Annotated in this window: 18 protein-coding genes; 3 read left to right on the top strand and 15 right to left on the bottom strand. The window is 44.1% G+C overall.

The genetic code is table 11. The features are described 5' to 3' along the window. Positions 1–308: integrase core domain-containing protein (locus B9N89_RS32475; RefSeq protein WP_143478128.1), on the top strand; the 308-nt coding region annotated here is incomplete at its 5' end. A 16-nt stretch (positions 309–324) separates the two neighbouring features. On the opposite strand, the gene B9N89_RS21510 is transcribed toward B9N89_RS32475, so the two are convergent. The 3 genes from B9N89_RS21510 to B9N89_RS21520 form a co-directional block, all read right to left on the bottom strand. Then, positions 325–705 (bottom strand): hypothetical protein, encoded by a 381-nt coding sequence (locus B9N89_RS21510; protein WP_132322491.1) that lies wholly within the window; start codon positions 703–705, stop codon positions 325–327. A 292-nt stretch (positions 706–997) separates the two neighbouring features. Beyond that, positions 998–1,435: a hypothetical protein gene (locus B9N89_RS21515; protein ID WP_132322493.1), complete on the bottom strand. Its 438-nt coding sequence runs from the start codon at positions 1,433–1,435 to the stop codon at positions 998–1,000. A gap of 368 nt (positions 1,436–1,803) precedes the next feature. Then, entirely contained in the window at positions 1,804–1,986 is a 183-nt protein-coding gene (locus tag B9N89_RS21520) for a hypothetical protein (protein ID WP_132322495.1), read from the bottom strand. A gap of 1,513 nt (positions 1,987–3,499) precedes the next feature. Here B9N89_RS21520 and B9N89_RS21525 point away from each other — a divergent pair. Beyond that, positions 3,500–4,234, top strand: a complete 735-nt coding sequence (locus B9N89_RS21525) for a pyridoxine 5'-phosphate synthase (protein WP_159455538.1) — start codon at positions 3,500–3,502, stop codon at positions 4,232–4,234. 198 nt (positions 4,235–4,432) lie between these two features. Here the strand turns inward: B9N89_RS21525 and B9N89_RS21530 are convergent, their stop codons facing one another. From B9N89_RS21530 to B9N89_RS21550, 5 genes are all read right to left on the bottom strand, one after another. Next, entirely contained in the window at positions 4,433–5,395 is a 963-nt protein-coding gene (locus B9N89_RS21530) for a threonine dehydratase (protein ID WP_132322499.1), read from the bottom strand. A gap of 76 nt (positions 5,396–5,471) precedes the next feature. Then, a complete protein-coding gene (locus B9N89_RS21535) occupies positions 5,472–5,837 on the bottom strand; it encodes a cupin domain-containing protein (protein WP_132322511.1) in 366 nt (121 codons plus the stop codon). A 213-nt stretch (positions 5,838–6,050) separates the two neighbouring features. Next, the gene (locus B9N89_RS21540) at positions 6,051–7,256 is read right to left on the bottom strand and encodes a leucine-rich repeat domain-containing protein (protein ID WP_132322513.1); all 1,206 of its coding nucleotides are present in this window, start codon (positions 7,254–7,256) and stop codon (positions 6,051–6,053) included. A gap of 175 nt (positions 7,257–7,431) precedes the next feature. After that, positions 7,432–7,959, bottom strand: a complete 528-nt coding sequence (locus B9N89_RS21545) for a hypothetical protein (protein WP_132322515.1) — start codon at positions 7,957–7,959, stop codon at positions 7,432–7,434. A gap of 156 nt (positions 7,960–8,115) precedes the next feature. Beyond that, the gene (locus B9N89_RS21550) at positions 8,116–8,766 is read right to left on the bottom strand and encodes a DUF6985 domain-containing protein (RefSeq protein ID WP_132322517.1); all 651 of its coding nucleotides are present in this window, start codon (positions 8,764–8,766) and stop codon (positions 8,116–8,118) included. A gap of 694 nt (positions 8,767–9,460) precedes the next feature. Between B9N89_RS21550 and B9N89_RS21555 the strand changes: the two genes are divergently transcribed. Beyond that, positions 9,461–10,567 carry a S1 family peptidase gene (locus B9N89_RS21555; RefSeq protein WP_132322519.1) on the top strand — a complete coding sequence of 369 codons (1,107 nt, stop codon included), beginning with the start codon at positions 9,461–9,463 and terminating at the stop codon, positions 10,565–10,567. 34 nt (positions 10,568–10,601) lie between these two features. On the opposite strand, the gene B9N89_RS21560 is transcribed toward B9N89_RS21555, so the two are convergent. The 7 genes from B9N89_RS21560 to B9N89_RS21590 form a co-directional block, all read right to left on the bottom strand. Continuing rightward, complete coding sequence (locus tag B9N89_RS21560; protein ID WP_132322521.1) at positions 10,602–11,099, bottom strand: hypothetical protein; 498 nt, start codon at positions 11,097–11,099, stop codon at positions 10,602–10,604. A 123-nt stretch (positions 11,100–11,222) separates the two neighbouring features. Further along, a complete protein-coding gene (locus B9N89_RS21565) occupies positions 11,223–11,726 on the bottom strand; it encodes a hypothetical protein (RefSeq protein WP_132322523.1) in 504 nt (167 codons plus the stop codon). Positions 11,727–12,162: 436 nt separating this feature from the next. Next, positions 12,163–13,341, bottom strand: a complete 1,179-nt coding sequence (locus tag B9N89_RS21570) for an amidohydrolase family protein (protein ID WP_159455539.1) — start codon at positions 13,339–13,341, stop codon at positions 12,163–12,165. A gap of 226 nt (positions 13,342–13,567) precedes the next feature. Then, positions 13,568–13,849, bottom strand: coding sequence for a peptidylprolyl isomerase (locus B9N89_RS21575; RefSeq protein ID WP_132322527.1), 282 nt, complete (start codon positions 13,847–13,849; stop codon positions 13,568–13,570). A 93-nt stretch (positions 13,850–13,942) separates the two neighbouring features. Next, entirely contained in the window at positions 13,943–14,938 is a 996-nt protein-coding gene (locus tag B9N89_RS21580) for an alpha/beta fold hydrolase (protein ID WP_159455540.1), read from the bottom strand. Positions 14,939–15,023: 85 nt separating this feature from the next. Further along, positions 15,024–16,064: a coproporphyrinogen III oxidase gene (locus tag B9N89_RS21585; protein WP_132322531.1), complete on the bottom strand. Its 1,041-nt coding sequence runs from the start codon at positions 16,062–16,064 to the stop codon at positions 15,024–15,026. Positions 16,065–16,210: 146 nt separating this feature from the next. After that, a complete protein-coding gene (locus tag B9N89_RS21590; RefSeq protein WP_132322533.1) occupies positions 16,211–18,433 on the bottom strand; it encodes an Ig-like domain-containing protein in 2,223 nt (740 codons plus the stop codon). Positions 18,434–18,847: the final 414 nt, after the last annotated feature.

Consider the following 18,847-nt stretch of genomic DNA (forward strand, 5'->3'; position numbering starts at 1 on the left):
CACTCAAATACCATCGCTACTTCAAAGCTTGGTATGAGAGCCCAGAAGATGCTAGTGAATGCTTGCAAAAGTTTTTTGGTTGGTACAACACTGAGCATCGACACATAAATCTTGGCTTGATGACGCCTGAAACTGTTCATCAAGGTAAAGATAAGTCTGTAGCTAAGAAGAGAGCTGCGGTTCTCAAGCAAGCTTTTGAAGCCTATCCAGAAAGGTTTCCAAAGTCCGGACCTAGACTGCCAGTACCCGCTGATTCTGTGGGTATAAATGTACCGGTGGTAAGGAAGTCTATACCCGTTTTGGGGTGATTGTTATACTAAACTTTCACCCTAATTGTCTCAAACACCCTGACATATTCCGCTCCATATTCATGGCCAATGGGTTTTCACCGTGAATTTCTTCGAAGTGTTCAGCACCAGTTTCGATGAAGTGCCTGAAGAATGTACCGGGCTCAAACTCACTTAGACCAGTAGCTACGTAGCACCCGAAGTCATTCTTCGATGCATACCTGATATATGTGAGTAGTTCTGATAGTAGTTCTTGTTCTTTTTCGACGAATCTACTATGGCTTTGTGTGACGTATTCAGCGAGATTGCTTTCCGAGTAAATATTACATGGCTTTCTTATAGGTTGAGACTTATCATCACATGACTTGTAGATACTTCTGCAAGTATGAAATTCCAAGCCTATATAGCACTGCTTCATTGTATTGTTGTCTGTATATCAATTTCAAAATGTCACCCAAGTTTTCGAGGATTCATGGGTGAACCCTCCGCTCTCAACCATTGCGATCTACGGATTCACTTGAACCTATAAAACAAAGCTACGTTTCTGCTATCCTAATATTATCGGGAATGGTGTTGTGCGCCCGGATTTCTAGTTGAGTGCTAGTTTCGGACCAAAAACTAGCGGGGTATCGAGACCCCACCCCTGATCGATTGAAAAGAGATTTTTTCTCAAGTTTCTCGATCAAAAGTGGAATTTCAATTGGTGAAACTCAGCAGATGGTGAACCCAACAAATACATCAAACTGACTGATTACCCTAAGAACCTGAGTTTCGGCTTCGGTGCATGCTTCCGAAGTTCCTTGATCGTCGAGAGAGGACTTATCACAGGCTCTTTTTGACTTATAGAGAGACCTTATTATTCGTCGATTGTCTGCTAATTCTACTAGATCTAAGTAGAAGTCTGATTCAGGGGTGATGAGGGTTGGCTGAAGATCAAAATCGCAAAGCTTAACTTCAACTTCAGAACCAAAGCTCCCAAGAAAATCAAAATTTTCGTCAATCTTGCTTCTTAATTGTTTTATAATTCCAAACTCTATATTCGCTTTTTGCCATAAGTCTTCCACAGTTTGTTTTTGGTCGCTTGCAGCATTGGAAAGGCTGCTAGCCAGCATCATAGCTCCAAGGATTGATGAATTTACGAATTTCATACTAATAGTTTTCTCCAGAGAATTAAGGTTGAGGTCAAAACACGCGCAGTTTTCAATTGGGACCATTATCCCATAGGCAAGGTGAGCTTTATGCTCGGTCCTTAATGATTAGCCAAAAAGACTAACAATAGTCAAAGATATTGCAGAAATTTTAATAACAAAAATGTTACTTTCACCATATATGGATACGCCGCCGTTACAAGCAAAATCGATGAGGGGTGTGTGGTTACTACCATATATCCGACCTTTAGCGAGAATCGTCATTCTCTGGTCCTAATGGAATTCGAGCCGCTCCGTCTTATCAATGTTACATTCACCATATGAACTCTAAAAACTGTCTTTTCGAATCCTACCTGATCTGCAGGTTCTCAGCCCTCTGCTCCAAAGAATAGTCCAAGAGACAATTGTAAAACGGGGATGCCGTTGTAGGCGCCGTACGCCATGTTAAGACCCCACTCTTTACCGATCAGCAATCCTAGTTCCGCGCCATAATAGAGGCCGCTCTTGAGAGCTTTACCTCTTGATTCCGCAAATGGTAGAAGTATCTTCATAACAAGCCTTTTGACTACTGATGACGCAAGTTTACAATTTCTAGGATTTTGGATTCCCTGATTTTAGTTTATCTTATGTGGAGTAACTAGTTACTTCTCGGAAGTAGGGTTTTATTAAGCGTTTTTCATCTCCTGATCAGAAATAGTTGTCCGTACATATAAAACCCAAGCATTTCGAGGATTCAAAGATACCCCTCCGGTCTCAGACATGCCTTCAGCAAAGCTATGGCGATCTACGGATTCACTTGATCTACAAAACAAGGGAGTATTTTGTTATCCTGGTATCATCGGGAATGGTGATGTACGCTTAGATATCTAGTTAAGTGCAAAATTTATGATCAAAAACTAAGCAGCGCATCCAGCCCAACTTTTTATCGATTGAAAAACATATTTTTCACATTTTTCTCGATCAAAAGTGGAATTTCTAATGGTGAATCCAGTTGTAAGGTCAGACAGAGAACATCATGAAACAGTTTATATTTTGCTTGGTTGTAGCGCTTATTACTTCGTGTAAGATGTTCGGTGATAAAAAATGCAGCCCAAAATCCACCAAGGTTGAAGGCCAGACTTTATATACTTGCTATGCTGACAATGCCCCATCTTTTGGGTCTAGGTGGGTTAAAGGATTTTCATGCTCCAACACAGGATTTATACCTCAAACCCATAGCATAAAAGCAATCAATGACTCTGTAGTTCGCTTTCCAATAGCAACTTGTATCGATAAAGGCGGCAATATCGAACTCGTTGGAGAAAGAGGATCAAGCCTAATTTGCTCACCGGAAAACTATGGTAAATGGGTAGAGATTCTTGATCAACAGTTCACCAAGAAAGTGTATTTTAGATGTCACGATATCCAACTAGATTTGAAGTGGCCTAATCCAAAATTGTTGGAAAACTCTGATGTTCGAGATGCTGAGAAAGGAAATTTCGAATCGGACCGAATAAAAGTATGTCCTACCGGAGAAAGGAACGTGTCCAATAATCCCCAGATCGTCCAATGTGGAAGTTAGAGACAAAGCAACACCAACTTGCTATAAACTGATCAGTGACCAAGGCTAAAAAGCAGGTGTACCAATGATCTGTACTACCTTTATTGTATTCGCCAATAGGATTTCAAAAAACGATTCCCCTCTCATAGCCTGTTCGGCGATAATCCACCAATTTCATAGTATCACCCAAGATTTCGAGGATTCAAGGATGAACCCTCCGGTCTCAGCTATGACGATCTACGGATTCACTTGAGCCTATAAACCCAAGGAAATATTCAGCTACCCTGATATCATCGGGAATGGTGGTGTGCGCTCAAAATCTGAATTTAGACCTGTTTCGATAAGAAAACTAGCTTCCAGTTAGAAACCCACCCTCCGATCATGAAAATCTGGCTATATTTTCAGAAAACCTGATCAAAAGTGGAATTTCTACTGATGAATCTCAGAATAACAAGTAGTATCAGGGTTAAAGGCCTTTTTAGTAGAACAGGCCAAATAGGGTGATATCCAGAAAGGAGATTGAATTGACTCTGCTGAGCATAAATGTTAACAAAATTGCTCTTTTAAGAAACTCTAGAGGAACCAATCATCCCAACCTTGCTAAGTTTGTACTTAAGCTGATCGACCTTGGAATTAATAGTATTACAGTCCACCCCAGAGAAGACGAACGCCATATTAGGTACAATGATGTGAAAGAGTTACATCATCTACTGTCTAATTATAAAGATGTTGAACTGAATATTGAAGGTTATCCAAGTGATCGATTCTTGAATCTAGTCTCCAAATACGCACCAAATCAGGTCACCTTGGTTCCAGATTCTATTCACCAGCTCACTTCAGACCATGGTTGGGAGATTGCGAATGACATGAACTTTCTAAAATCTTCTGTTGCACGATTAAGAGAGATTCCTTCAAGAATATCTTTATTCTGTGAACCGCTAACTAAAGATCTTCTTCTTGCAAAGGAGTTGAACGTGGATCGAGTTGAGATCTACACTGGTAAGTATGCAAATGACTTTGGATCTGAGAGAGAAGAAGAAACAACTAGAACCTTTGAGGCAAGCATCTCCCTGCTTAACTCTATTGGCCTGAAAGGAAATGCTGGCCATGATTTATCTTTAGAGAATCTCAATAGTTTTCTACAACTCGGAGTCATTGAGGAAGTTTCCATTGGGCATGCGTTTACAGAAGACTGCATCTATCTTGGAGTCGATGAAGCGGTAAGAAGATATTTGGAGATAACCAACCAGCTTGCTTGAGTTCTGTAGAGGTTTTTTGACAAGGTTATTGTTTACATGTGCAAGATGGTCGCGGTCTTCTGAAAGCCTTGCAAGCAACACTGCCCCCTAGCTATGTGGATATAGCCGTAAGGACATGTTTGAAGCGTTAGTAGGGGATGCCCAGACCTTACATACTTAATTGAGTCACTGCTCCTATTCATGTGGTCCACTCAGATGTCAGTTTTGTTCAAGACATTTGAGGAGCAAGGATTGGTCTATATTGCTACCAGTCATGATGATTCCTATTTTTTTACCTCTATTCACTCCAGACTCCTTCATTAGTCCTGCTAGCGCTGCCGATGAAGCTGTTTCGGCTAGATTATGAGTATCTATATAATAGTACCCTACAGCTTTAGCGACTTCATTATCACTCACAGAAATAATACGCTGTGCACCATTCTTAACAACCTCAAAAGCTTCATCGGGAGGAACTGAGGTGGCAATTCCGTCAGCAATTGTATTCACATCGAAAATGGGAGATATCTTTCCTTGATCAAAGGAAATCTTCCATGCCGGCGCACCGGCACTCACAACCCCAACAATTTCAGTTTTCAGACCAAGCAAATCTCTTGTTTTAATCAAACCTACAATTCCTGATCCCATACCGACAGGAACATAGATCCGATCGAAATCAGGGATAGCTTGCATCATTTCTAAAGCATAAGTTGCTACACCAACAGCCAAATCTAATTCAAAAGCATCCACATAGCGCAGTCCTAACTCGTCCTGCATATTCTTGCTATACTGCCTAGCTTCTTCAAAATTCTTTCCGTGGATTATTAGTTTAGCCCCGTGGGCTTCAATACTCCTATTTTGATCTGCACTATTTCCCTCTGGAACGATAATTGTGACAGGAATATCAAAACGCTTTCCTGCAAAAGAAATACTCTGGCCGTGATTACCTCTTGTAGCTGTAATTAGGCCTCTCAAGGAAGAATTCTCCCGGCATAGGCGATGTAAAAGATTAATGCCACCCCGCACCTTGAAAGCTCCCGTAGGAGTTTGATTCTCATGCTTAACCCAAACCTCGCAACCAACTCGAGCACTTAAGAGTGGCCAGCAGTGCAGTGCAGTGGGCTGAACAAATTTGTTCACAATTTTAACTGCATTTTCGATATCTTCTTTTTTAAAATCAAACATATTGAAAACTCCACTAGTTCGTCGATGATATGGATTACCAACAAACCATACTCATGGCTTTGGATTTTAGGTTAGCCTAGATCCATACATCGTTATCAGCGCGAAGATCACTTTGCGCCTCTCCGGTATTGATGACGCCTTTAGGCTCAAGTAGGAGTAACTTAGACCGAATGATCGCTTCGGGCTTATGACTAATTCCTTTGGGAACAACAAATAGTTCGCCCTCTCTTAGGTCAACAATCTGTGATTCTAGATGGATCTTAATGTGCCCTTCTAACACGAGAAAAGCTTCGTCAGTATCATTATGGCTATGCCAAACAAACTCTCCCTCAAACCATGCTATTTTAAACTGGTATTGATTTAGTTCTGCTACAACTCGGGGTGACCAGTTTTCGCCGAGCAATTCAAATTTATCTAGCAAGTTGACTTTTTTATTGTTCATAGGACTCACATTCGGCATTAGAAATTTAAAAAAAACGATCTCCCTCTCCAGCCTGATCTATGATAATCCAACAATTCCATCAATTCACTCAAGATTTCGAGGATTCAAGGATGAATCCTCCGATCTCAGCTATGGCAATCTACGGACTCACTTGACCTATAAAACAAGCTACTTTTCTGCTATCCTGATATCATCAGGAATCGTGAATTCCTCTTACTGACTCGGCATTCTAGAATAGAGCTCGGTGTCTTGAAACCCCTGAAAGTTTGCTAGTATCTCATCGATTGTCAACATAAGATTTGCCTGTGAAAAATGTAATCTAAGCTTGTTTCGGCTGATATCTCGCACGAAAAGCCCTCTTTGAGGAGCGGGGAGTTCAAGGGCAATACCTCTGATAAGTGATCCTTCAAATGAAGTTGCCGGAGCAATCGCTGCAAACTTGCCGCTATAAGGGCCTTGAATTTGTTGACAGTCGTTAGAGCAAAAAGATATGTCCATCTTCAGATCTGGCTTGAACTCCACCATAGTATAGTAGCAATTACCGTAGCTAAGTTCACAAGTGTCAGATTTCCATTTTCCAATCAAACTCTCTTCGCTAGTGCTGTAGATTGTGCACCACTCTTTAAGTGGTTCATTGGCCACATCGTTTCCAGTCGGACAGTTTTTACTAGTTTTTTGGAATGTCTGGTCAAGCGGATTTTCATCTAGCAACAGTTTTCTGATTTGCCCCAGGCCTTTAAGGGCGGAAAAATTTTCGACCTTGTTCGATCGTAGGTCAAGATATGCCAAGGAAGAAATTGATTCCAGCGGCCCAATATCTCTAATGTTGTTGTTGCTAAGAGTAAGAGCAGTCACCTTAAGCGTTGCAAGAGGAGACACGTCTTCGATAGCGTTGGACTCTAAGTGTAGATTTTTCAGGTTTTTCAAGTGGCTCAGAGGTTCCAAATCGCTAATATTGTTATCGTATAATTGAAGATCTTCCATCTTGGAAAAGCTTGAAAGCGCCGAAATATCTTTAACTTTGTTCCCATCAAGATCCACTGAAACAACCTTGGAGAGTCCATACAAAGGACTAATATCGACAATGTCTTTATCCGGGATAGTAATGGTCGTCAGCTCTCTCAAGGAACTATTTGCGTCAGCGCAGTTATCTGCTCCAACATGATCCAATAATATTTGAACAGTTCGCTTTATCTCTGCATTAGAATTCTCGTCTTCGCAATAGTCAAAAAATTGTTTCTTTCGACATTTCTGACCGTCGAAAACCTCAACTGCGCTGCATTGCTTAGGGTTCACCAGAGGAAGCTCTTGACCTTGCTCCTCCGACGAGGACTTGTCAGAATCATAGCGATCGCAGCTAGTCAGAGCAAGCATGGAGAACATTAAATGAACAAGAAGCTTTGTACTAGAGATCTTCATATGGCTGCCTTCTTAAAATTTCTCAAAAATCCCATTTCACCTAGCAGGTGGTCACTCTCCTGATTGAGAACCATCAGTCTGAAGGAGTCAAAGCTACCTGATTTATTGCGTGTTGCCAGCAGCTCACTGAGCCAGCACATGGGATTGTGGAATCTCGAAGAGATCACCTCAATGATTAGCGGAAGAGGCAGCTATCCATATTTTCAGTCAGGCAGGTAACTGTGAGACTGATATCCGCACTCGGTCCATCGGTTTTGGGATGAGGGGAAGTAATACTATACGTTCTTATATCTTTGTTGAAGCTAACAGGAATTTGTTCCCATTCACATTCATCGCATTCTTCTTTACTAAAACCAGATACAATAAAATTCATTTCTTTTTCTCTAGCCTCAAAGGTAAGAATGTTACTTTTGTTTATCCTCTGACCATTCGTTCTAGGTATAGTATCAAGCATTTTTTGTTCTTCTACAGACCAAACTTGCATACGAAGTTTCCTATTCGAATGATAGACAATAGTGATTTTAAAAGGCTCATTTTTCGTTACGGTAAAGTTCTTTGCTAGTGATGAATCTATTCCCTCATTTTCGATAAGAAAACCGTAATCAGGGTTAGACGTATCATTTGAGTCGTTCGTTTCATGACTTCCACAGGATATAAAACAAATAGATATTGATGCAATCGATGTTAGTAGAATCTTTTTCATGAACAAATTTTTCCTTAATCTGAGAGATTGGTAAACCTTTGTCTTTGACCTTTCAACCTGTTATCTATAGGTAGACGTTACCTTCGACAGTTGGATTTCAAAGTCTGGATTCTTGATCTTACCTGATCTGTGACGGAGGCATGCGATTCTCTCCATCTAAAGTCGGTAGTCTCCCTCATCAAAGTTAAATTCTTGAATACATTTCAAATGCTCTATGATGTTGGTTCTTCGAGTGGTAAGATCGCCAGAACTGCTAGCTGCTAAAACCCGCCCTTCATGCATCGCAATTTCAACACCATGCTCGTCATCCCAGCCTACGGAGAAGGCAAAAACAATGATCCCTATTTCACTAAGACCATGATCTAACAAGTTGATGGACTCTAAATGAACTTGAGATTTCAGACAGTCGGATGAGCTAAGATCCAGCTTCACTCTCAACTGATCCCAAAAATTCTGCTTCTTACCGTTCATTGGATCTAGGTCCTCCTCTTGGAAATCCAAGAGATCAATTTCCGAGCTGACTATGGCCCAAAGCTTTCTTATGAGTTCTTTTTCATAGTTCTTTGCGTGCTCCAAAAAATTTCGCCAAGCCTTTTCGTGGATCAAGCTAGGTCCAGACCCCATGTCATCAATCGCCGTGACGCTAACTTCTTCAGATATTTCAAAGTCAGGGTCTAGGTCACAATATCCATCACATCTGAATGACAGGTAAACACCAGAATCTTTGAAAATTTTTTTATCAAAAGTTGCAACATACCAGGACTCTATGTCTTGATCCTGCACTAGTCTATCAATAAACTTATCCACTAAAACCTCGGCAATTCATCTCTACATTTCGATATAAGATTTCTTTCACGTTACTTTCGGCAGTAGGATCTCAAAAAGCGACTTTTCTAAAACCAGGTGATCTCTGGCACGCTCAAATTGAAATCACTCCCTGAATCTATTTGGATTCACTCCGCCTCGGCAGTGACACTACCTGATCAAACTTATTGCAGAAACCTATGAGAGATAGGCGCGACAACGTACTCTCTTGGGTGATCAATAAACAGTAGTTTTTTGGCTACCCAAATTGCTGGATATTATTCGATGGTTATGCAAACGCAAAAAACCTACGAAACGCATGTATATACAGTGACTTACAAAAAATCACGCGTGCTCAGATCACGCACATTTCCTCATAGGAGGGTTAGCAGTTTAGAGATAGGCCCTACGGGCTGTCTTTCGGGAAAGTGAAGATAAGTTATTAATGGGTGTTTTATCATATTTAACTTGCATCATGAATGATTCACTCATTGGCTCAAGATATCGTGATTAGAATTCTTAGAGAGCTGTTTAAGAGCTATCACGGCTGGCTTTAGAAAGGACTGTGGTCGCGACATTCCCAATCCTGAGTCTCCATACCTATAAATTGGCCTATAAACGTTTCACCCATTGAGACTCAGGGACCATTGATGATAGCGTCGGGGCCTAAAACTTACCCTAAAAAACAGAGGATTTTATGCGAAAAGAGTTCAGAAAGACGCGTGCGTTTGCTGCGAAACTTGGTCTTTGCATAGGACTTGCGGCCCTATTTTCTTGTCAGAAAAGCGATGTGGAATCATCCCGACCCAACGTTATAAATGGAGTCAAGGAGTCGGGGTTTCCGGCCGTGGGGTCGCTGCTGACGCAGAGTTGGTTTTCCCGCCAGCATCAATGTACAGCTACCCTTATAAAGCCGCAATGGCTTCTGACGGCAGCTCATTGTGTTAAGAATGGTGTCGATAAATTGGTCTTTGCCATCGGACCCGAAGCTAAAAGAGGCAACACCTACTCCATTGAACGAGCTATCCAGCATCCTCGCTATTACCCCAATCCAGTTGGCTCACTTTACGATATTGCGCTTGTCAAACTTGCTCAAGGGGTTCCATCATCAGTGGCAGAACCGATCCTATATAGTAGAGAGGCTATCGAGCCACTCTTAGGGGACGATGTCCTTTATTTAGGATATGGGAGCACCAGTGGCGAGTCTGCAATTCTGGGGCTTGGTATAAAACGCAAGGTCACTCTTCCCATCTCGCGTATTGATGATGTTACCTACAGCACGAGTTTCGAAGATAAGGGCCTATGCACGGGCGACTCTGGGGGGCCGGGCTTGGTGCAGGTAGCTGGCGAACTGAATATTGTAGGGGTGACCTCTGCGTCACTTGGTTGCCAAGGTGGGACTTGTAATATTTGTTCTAATGGTACGAAGCACACTAGAGTTGATCGCTTCTACGATTGGATTGCCGCTGAAGTAGGAGACACCTTTGAGCCATGTAGTAGTGATAAAAGCCGCTGCGCTTGTGACGCAGCCTGTACAGCGATGGGCAACTGCGATGATGCTGTTTGTGCAGAAAACACCTGCTTCGATATGATTAGCTGCATGTTCGATGAGTGTGGCGATACTGAGGATGGCTCATGTGCGACCGCTTGTATCGATGATGGCAGTATTGAGGCTCGCAATAAACTGATGGTACTCGTCGATTGCTGGGGCTCCAAATGCCGTGCAGTGCCAGGCAGTGACAATGAACGCCACTGCCTTCAGACCCAATGTTCTGACCAATGGAACTTTTGTTCTAACAACTAAGCACGAACTATGGATGGGGCCACAGCTCTATTCGCTATGGCTTCTCACATCCTTGCCCCAGATTGCCACTCGCTAGCACGAGCACCTCGTTGGGCAGGTCTTGGATAGGTTGCCAGTTCTCATCGAAGCGCTCTTGATAGTAACATCGAAAGCCGGAGCATGCCTGAGAGTTGATACAATAGTTTCTAAGCGCATTGCTACACTCCACCATCGCATCCCGGCAAGGCATATCAAAGCGAAGTGATTCCTGAATCAGTTCCCCACGACGATCATACTCGATACGAAATAGCCCTGCTCTAGATTGATTGCAGATGCCCGAAGAAGGTGGTGGAAAAGGGTTTTGATTTCCCGGATCGTTCGGTGAGAATGAATCCTCGTCACCCAATTGAATCGCTTTACTGGAGTTTTCTGGAACACCGCCAGTTTCAATCCTTTCAGCGACCCTACTGGTATTGTCAACAGAGCAAGAAATGAGAGCTATAGCAATGGCTAGGGATAGTAAAAATCTAGCTAAAATGTTTAGATGACCCATGTTGATTTTGTCCCCTAGTAGAAAGGTCTAGTCTTTACTAGAGGGCGTCAGCTTGGTCAATCACCCCAGCATTTAGATGGCTATTGAGAGGGCTCCATAGTAATGAATGCTAGGTTTGGCGGATTAATATCTGAATGTGATATGCGCTCCATCAAATGCTGTGTAAACAAGTGTGTCTGCAGCATCCCCTTCACCGAAACTGCCTGAAAGGTTGCTCTCTGAGCTGTAGGTCTTCAAAGTACGGCGATAGTTAAGGCTGTAGCGAATACCGAAGGAAAGCTGGGCATCGATCGCATAGTCAGCTTGGAAAATTAAGCCTAGCATCCCGTGTCTTTGCTTTTGGGTTGTAACATACTCGATTGTTTCTATGGATTCACTGCTATATTTATTTGTTATAGTATCGCTCTCTTCCGAATACGCGAACCTTGGCCCCATGGAAAGTTTAACGGAGCCATTTTCTTTCATTGGATGAAGGTAGGTTAGGGTAAGCCCTTTAGTTGTAGATTCGTTGATGGTACGGTTCTCTTCGTCGCTGCTACCAAAAGATAGGGTTTCATACTCTCCGCTGCCGTAGATAAGACCGAACTCCCAAATACTACCATCCTGCTTTAAATGGCCAAGGCTCACTTCTTGAGCAAAGATACTCCCCTCGCTAAGCTCTAGAATAGGAGTCCAAACACTACTCCACGGGTTGAAGCGGATGTAAGAATCAGCCGGTTTCTCTGTCTCGCTAGTTTCTGCAACGGCTAAGAAAGTAGTGCTTCAGATCAATAGACTAACAATTCCATTGGTAAGTTTCATATTCCACCTTTGTGTTTCGAATTCTCAATAACGTGACTCGTTTCGACAAAAGTGGCTGGAAGATAAAGGATTACTAAATGACAACGATAGTGGTCTTGAATTCAGGAGGCTAGGCGAAGTGCTGCTCTGGCATTTTAAGCAGCCGTTTGCATGGGCTAATATGGGCGTAAGGAAGGAGTAATAGTCGAATGATCCTTATGGGGGAGGGAATTCATCGTTTGCTGTAGTTGGCAAACGATGAATTGATACGTATCGAAAGGATCTAGCCCTCTAGTTGGCTTAGAGTTTTGAAGTTTTTATAGAGCACTTGGTATGCTTCCTCGTAAGAATAATCAGCGCGATCTAATGCCTCCAGAGTTGTTTCCATGTAAGACTTGGTCCCCCCTGGAAAGCCGGGCCCATCAGACCCATAGATCAACCGATCCACCAAACCACGGTCTTTGACCTCTATTAAGACTCCACTGAAGAAACTGCCATCAGGATCGTGACTTTTTTTACCGAAAGCAGACATTTCCAGGTAAACGTTGGGATAGGATTCGGCAAGATCAAGAACAATCGGCATGAAGTTATTGCCTTCGCCTGTGAAATCATATCCCATGTGACCCATGATAAACTTGGTTCTAGGGTGTGCTGCAACAATCTCTTTCAGACCACTAGGGTCGTAGCTACTCAGATAACGCTGCGCCTCTTCTTCGGTTGCAAAGCTATCAAGGTTGCGAAGGGGTGATGAGCCTGTATGATGATAGATGGGGATATCATACTGGGCTGCAAGCTCGTACACGCCATCGAATCTTCGATCATTGAGCGGCCAGTTGTTGTGGATGAATGCAAGCTTGATACCGACGATGTATGGGTGCTGTAACGCTTCTGCCAGCTCTTCAGCTGATTGAGCAGGGTCATCAATCCACTGCTGCATATTTACTGTGGCGAGTCCGAAGAAATATGGCGAATCGCCAAACATATAGTTTTTACGATCATCGAGGGCTTTGATAATATCGTTGTTGCTGGTAACCCCCCAAGTCTCTGGTGCGTGTACCGCGAACAAGCCACAGTAGCTGATCTTAGCCCGCAAGCACTCCTGCTGGATGCCAATGCCAAAGCCATAGGGACTGATCATAAACTTAGACAGGACCGATAGGCCGAGCTTTTTGATCGAATCAGGTAGCCAGGGCACATTGATGGCCTTCATTACAAAGTCCTGACCCAAGGGGCCCATACTTTCAAACGTCCCCGGGTGAAGGTGGATATCGATAACCGGTACGCTTTCACCGCGATAAGTCTGAGTGGGGCGTTCCTTAGGCTTGAGAGGATTGCCGAAAAAATTTCGCAATTCATCAACAGACTCAAGTTCGTATGACGATCCATGGCTGTGCTGTGGCTCATGACTTCCACATGACATTAAGACTGTTCCGGCTACAAGAGCCGAGACTATTCGTAGCATTGTCATTCCCTTTGACATAAATTGTAATTAGAAAAACTTGAGCCTAGTTATCAAGGGAGTCAGGCTTTGCCAAATTAGGAACACTTATTAAGTGGTTTAGGTCTCTTAACCATTGCAGTTTAGGGCAGAGGAACGTTGCTTGGGTCGTGAAATAGGGAGAAATTCTCTTGATTGGCTCATTATCTCCTACCAAAATGTAGGAGATAATTTGATTGATCCGTGACGATCAATCGTTCCGCATAGTTACTTCAATGAGATGGTAGCCAAATTGAGTTTGAACGGGGCCTTGGACTTCACCGAGAGGAGCGCTGAAAACCACTTGATCGAACTCTGGAACCATTTGTCCCTGAGTAAAGGTGCCAAGGGAACCACCACCTTTGCCAGATGGGCAGGTTGAGTGCTCTTTCGCTAAATCCGCAAAGTTTGCACCATTTGCAATTTGGTCTTTAAGGGATACGCAAAGTTCTTCTGATTCGACTAAAATATGCCGAGCAGCGGCTTTTTTCATGGTTTCGTCCTCTTGATTAGGCGTCTTTAAAACTAGAACAGTAGTCCAATTTCACGAAAAAAACTAGAGTCGGTCTCAATAGTTGATTCAGACTCAGAAATTGAAATTGAGAAGGTAGTCAACAACCTCTGCGATCACTTTGTCCCTAACGATGTCTTTCTCATGGAGCAGCTCGTGTTTGGCATTGGGGAACACCATTTTGAAACAGTTACGGGCACGCTTGCAAACATAGTCTTGCCCCTCAGTCTCCACAAGAGCATCATCTCCAGCTTGCAGAATGAAAAGGGGTATTTTGAGTTTGCTGGCATCGTCTTTCATTCGCCAGGTGGCTTCCAGACTTGCTGCGGACCAAGCGAAGCTTGCTCCTGAGACTGCCATGGCTGAGTTTGCCCGCATATCTGTCATCCATTTATTGAATCGAACCTCGCTGTTGGTAACCAAGTTTGGTCGATCCCCCTTATAGGGCCCATGCTTAGGGATATATTGATCTCCAAGGCCTATAACCGAGAAGAATTCAGAGATTAGCCAGGATATCCTTTCAGGGTATGGGGTCACAATATCTAGCATCGGTGACACTAAGACCATTTTCCGAAAGGATTGTGGATTTTCAACAGCGTAAATAGATAGAATATTCGAGCCCATCGAGTGACCAAGCGCCATCAATGGTGCATCTCCGATCCGGGGGCGTATCACCTTGCCGATAAACGCATCCAGATCTTTGAGGTAGTCGCTATAAGATTCAATATAGCTAATGTGAGGGTCTTCAGTTATTCTTTGTGACTGCCCGAAGCCACGGTAGTCGAGGATGTAAGTGCTAATGCCATGCTGATAAAGATCGTAGGCGACCTCATCATATTTCTTCGTATCCTCTGTCCAGCCATGGGAAATGAGTACATGAACTTTCCCATCTGGGTGAGAAAATATTTTGTAGAAAATGCTGACATCATCTCTGGTTTTCACAGTTCCCGATTCACCATTTTCATAGAACGGCTCTACTAAGCGAGCGTGCTCTGCTAGGTAGCTTTCTTCAGGTATCCCATAGGCAAGCTCAAATATGGCAAAAATCGCGAACAGCGAAAAGAAACGCACGATTTATCCTCCAGTTCAGACTCAACAACGCTACTTTGTTGTCTCTCCTAGTATTATACTCGAAGGAGCCTACGGAGGCGATCGGTCAGCTATGATTCGAGACGGTCGGCGGTACGATCTTGCCTTTGGCCTGCTTGTCGATCCCTTGAGGGTGCTCTCGGTAATGCTTTCGAATAACCTTCGCGAGGCTAGCTTTGAGCGGCTCGTCAACTGAGCAGATGGAATCACTTGGGAGCGCATCTAAAAGGGAGCGCACCAGTTCATCTTGGGGCGCCTCTGTTTTTGATGCCCAAGAGGCGAATAGGTGACGATCGATGTGAGAGGGTAGAGAACCCAATATGCCCACATCATTTTGATCGTGCACCAAGAGACCTGAAGTGGTGCCTCGATCCAAAGTGAGCACCTGGTAAAAATAAAGGGTGTGGTAGTCGCGCTGCTGCTTGCGATGATCGTCTTCAATGACTTCTTTGCGCGATAATGCACGGTCTAGGATGGCCACATAGCAATCGATCATGCCCTTGCCAAATGTCATGGCGAAGTTGAGATCATCAGAAAAACTGTCTGTATGGTATCCTTCAAGGTAAAAATGGGAAACTCCCCTATGCCGATTCAAAGCAGGAATAAAGAAGTACTGCGCTCCTTGCTCCGTGCCTTCTCCGTAGTGAGATCCTGAAAATTGCCGAAGAGCTGCTTCGAAATCTTCGCGATCTTCATTCCGTTCGATTGCAGGATTTAAGTCTGCCATAATTCGCCAGTAGCCTCGACCACCTTTCATCTCTGTCCAGCTAATATGCATGTGAACCGAAGGGAGGTGAGGGGATTGCGGATGGATGATGGTTGATAGCGCGGAGGCCGAGCCAAGTTTTTTCTCGGGCAAATCATCGTAGTGGACTTGCGACATATTGACTGATCCGCGATTGAAGATCGAGTCCTCAGGAGCAACATAGCGAACTCCCCCACCATGTTTGCCTTGCTCCCGGAGCCATGACACTTTTTGAAATGAAGCTGAGTGACCCTGTTTTTTGGCGAGTATTTCGAGTTCGTGGACGAAGTGGTCCTGCAAGGAGCAGATCCCTTTCAATGCAGCTGTTGCAGAATCAGATTGGGCTGGGGTTCTAGAATCCAAAGCTGGCCTCTCCAATGTTGTGGATCAAATTCCCGATGTGAAGCTAAAATACACCAGATCCTGATGATTGCAAAGAAAAAGCCCTCGGCCTGCATTAGGCCGAGGGCTTTGGCTATGGCTGGATAGTGTGCGCCCGAGGGCGCGCGCTATTGTGCTTTCATCTTAACGAAGTCGATAGCGACTGCATCTTCGATATTTTTGTAATAGTTGTTGTTGCGGAATCCGTCCTGCAAGCGAGACTTGAATCGGAATACAAAGTTTGATCGGTGACAGCCTGGGTATTGGCTTTCGAGGTGACTGAGGTCTACTTGAAAGCTAGCGTGTTTCCAATCGTGGCGGCTATGATTGCGGCCGTTGAAATCATTTTTGGCTGTCTCTCGATTGTTGACGAAGACGGTCTTCCAGCGGTCCGATTTTAGTCGATAGGGATCTACTGGATTCAAACCGCATTCGTAATCACCGAACAAACAGACTTCGGCTTTCAAGTACTCTTCCGTGTACTCATGCTGGCGACTATCGTTATCACCGATGTCCATGATCAGGTATTTAAAGCTGACATCGACTTTGCTGTATTGAGACAGGTCAAAATTTTTGGAAACTAAGAAAATCTTATGAGTGGACTGCCCTTCGCGACCAAACATAAACAAAGACTTGTCTTGATCCGCCATGGGTCCGAATCCGTAGGGATGTTGGCCGAAGATTTTAGCGCATATGTGATCCTTGCACTCCTGGTCATTCTCTTGAATCCCTTTACCATTGTCATCTAGTAGGAAACGCCAGTGAAAGCCTGGATCATGGCTGAAGAGTTGTTGACGTTCGAAGGAGTCTTGGAGAAAAGTCCACGAGTACTCCTCGTAGATGATGCCAAAGGTGTAGTCACGAGAACGATTGCCATAGCAGTCTTCTAGCCAGAAGGTGAAGTGATCCTCACTGACATGATTGTTGCCACCGTGAGGATGATAGGTAAAGGTTCCGTTGTGCTGGTTCCAGTCTGTGATATCACCGAACTGAGGGCTGCTACCGAACCGATAGTAGAACTTGTCATGCTCTAAGTCTTCGGCATGAATCTGGCCATAACATGCTCCCGTTCGTGGGCACGTGATGCTAACATCCCATTGGTTGGGGTGGCCGGGCTGTGGATGACTGGGACAATCTCCCGATGGACACGACGGATAATCTGGGCAATCTCCTGACGGACATGACGGGTAGTCCGGACAATCACCAGACGGGCATGATGGTGGATGACTGGGACAATCTCCTGATGGACAAGAAGGGTAGTCCGGGCAATCTCCAGATGGGCATGATGGTGGGTGACTGGGACAATCTCCCCCTGGGCACGATGGTGGGTGACTGGGACAATCTCCCCCTGGGCATGGCTGCGGGCAATTGGGGTAGCAGTTGCTTGGCGGCTGGTTGGTATAGTTTACACGAAAGCGGATCTTACCGATATTTGATCTTCGGGTGCCTTTGATAACTCGAAAATGAAACTCATCATCCCCTTCATAACCAGGGCGAGGCGTGTAGACGAAGTCTCCCTGATTTGGATCGATGACTAGATCCCCTTCTGTTACATCCCGAATGATTTCAATATTCGTGATGGGTTGGTTGGAATTCGGATCGACCCAGTTTAAGCTACCATTAAAGGCCGAGCCAGCATTGGTCTCAAAGAAGCCGTCAGCGGCGATGATGCCATCATTGATGGCCATTACTTCAAATGTCACGGTTGCTTGGCTTTCAAGCTCACCATCGTTGAGGGTGACAACCATGGAGTCTTCACCGCTAAAATTTGCGTTTGGTGTATATCGAATCTTGAGGCTGCCATCGCCAACGGCTTCGACCGAACCATTCGAGGTTTCTCGCGTCAGTTTAAGGCTAACAGGTGATTGTTCTGGGTCTTCAACAGGGATATCGAATTCGATGGAACTATCTTCAGGTAAGCGAAGCAAGATGTCTTGGGTTTTGGGAGCATCGTTGACGGCAAGAATATTTGCAACAACTGGTTGCACCGTGCGCTTGCCACTGCTATCCAGCAGTTCGATACTAAAGCGATCCTCCCCTGCAACGTCTGCATTGGGTTGGTAAACCCACGAAGACTTGCCAGAGTCGTAGATCAAACTTCCCAGTTCCGGCTTTTCTAGCAATTGAATGTTCGCTGTCGTTTTCCATTGGTTGGCAAGGATATCCATTTGAAAGGATTGATCCTCGAAGGTTTGGAAAACCCAAGATGGTTCCACGGAAAGTGGTTGTGAGGCGTCTAACGAAACCTGACGTCGGTTGTCGCTGACTTCAACACGACCGAGTCCACCCATGTCGGAGCACGAGACGGACAGAGCCGCAAGAGCTATGACTAGCCCAGCTGATTTTTTCATAACTTGATCCCCTCTATTAAGTGCGCGACCTGATGCACACTGAAACCTTTTCCCCCGTTAAATATAAATTCTTTAATGAAGCTCAAAAAACGATTTTAATTCCTTTTAGAAACAGTGTGATAATGCGAATTGATACGTTTAGTAATATTTGCTTAGGATCAGAAAAAAATTTTTTTATTCGCTATTTCGCTGCGGTAAGATTTGAAGGTTTGCAGAGATTAACCTGGTTTTATCAGAGAGTTCTAGCTCCATGGTTATCCAGATGCGAACCTTGTTCGTGATTTTGGGGAAATGTTCTCTTTCTGACTTTTGAGTCAGCTTTTAAAAAGGGTTCGGTGATTTGCCTGCTTCCGAGAGCCAATCATCTTCTGTCTCCGAAGCTAAATCCATTTAATGACTCACAAATTGAAATCT

Origin of the sequence: Pseudobacteriovorax antillogorgiicola (assembly GCF_900177345.1) — a bacterium.
Taxonomy (GTDB): Bacteria; Bdellovibrionota_B; Oligoflexia; order Oligoflexales; family Oligoflexaceae; genus Pseudobacteriovorax; species Pseudobacteriovorax antillogorgiicola.

What these genes read in the sequence shown, in the direction of transcription:
- B9N89_RS21510 (WP_132322491.1), bottom strand. Translation starts at nt 705, where the DNA reads ATGAAGCAGTGCTATATAGGCTTGGAATTTCATACTTGCAGAAGTATC.
- B9N89_RS21515 (WP_132322493.1), bottom strand. Translation starts at nt 1,435, where the DNA reads ATGAAATTCGTAAATTCATCAATCCTTGGAGCTATGATGCTGGCTAGC.
- B9N89_RS21520 (WP_132322495.1), bottom strand. Translation starts at nt 1,986, where the DNA reads ATGAAGATACTTCTACCATTTGCGGAATCAAGAGGTAAAGCTCTCAAG.
- B9N89_RS21530 (WP_132322499.1), bottom strand. Translation starts at nt 5,395, where the DNA reads ATGTTTGATTTTAAAAAAGAAGATATCGAAAATGCAGTTAAAATTGTG.
- B9N89_RS21535 (WP_132322511.1), bottom strand. Translation starts at nt 5,837, where the DNA reads ATGAACAATAAAAAAGTCAACTTGCTAGATAAATTTGAATTGCTCGGC.
- B9N89_RS21540 (WP_132322513.1), bottom strand. Translation starts at nt 7,256, where the DNA reads ATGAAGATCTCTAGTACAAAGCTTCTTGTTCATTTAATGTTCTCCATG.
- B9N89_RS21545 (WP_132322515.1), bottom strand. Translation starts at nt 7,959, where the DNA reads ATGAAAAAGATTCTACTAACATCGATTGCATCAATATCTATTTGTTTT.
- B9N89_RS21555 (WP_132322519.1), top strand. Translation starts at nt 9,461, where the DNA reads ATGCGAAAAGAGTTCAGAAAGACGCGTGCGTTTGCTGCGAAACTTGGT.
- B9N89_RS21560 (WP_132322521.1), bottom strand. Translation starts at nt 11,099, where the DNA reads ATGGGTCATCTAAACATTTTAGCTAGATTTTTACTATCCCTAGCCATT.
- B9N89_RS21570 (WP_159455539.1), bottom strand. Translation starts at nt 13,341, where the DNA reads ATGCTACGAATAGTCTCGGCTCTTGTAGCCGGAACAGTCTTAATGTCA.
- B9N89_RS21575 (WP_132322527.1), bottom strand. Translation starts at nt 13,849, where the DNA reads ATGAAAAAAGCCGCTGCTCGGCATATTTTAGTCGAATCAGAAGAACTT.
- B9N89_RS21590 (WP_132322533.1), bottom strand. Translation starts at nt 18,433, where the DNA reads ATGAAAAAATCAGCTGGGCTAGTCATAGCTCTTGCGGCTCTGTCCGTC.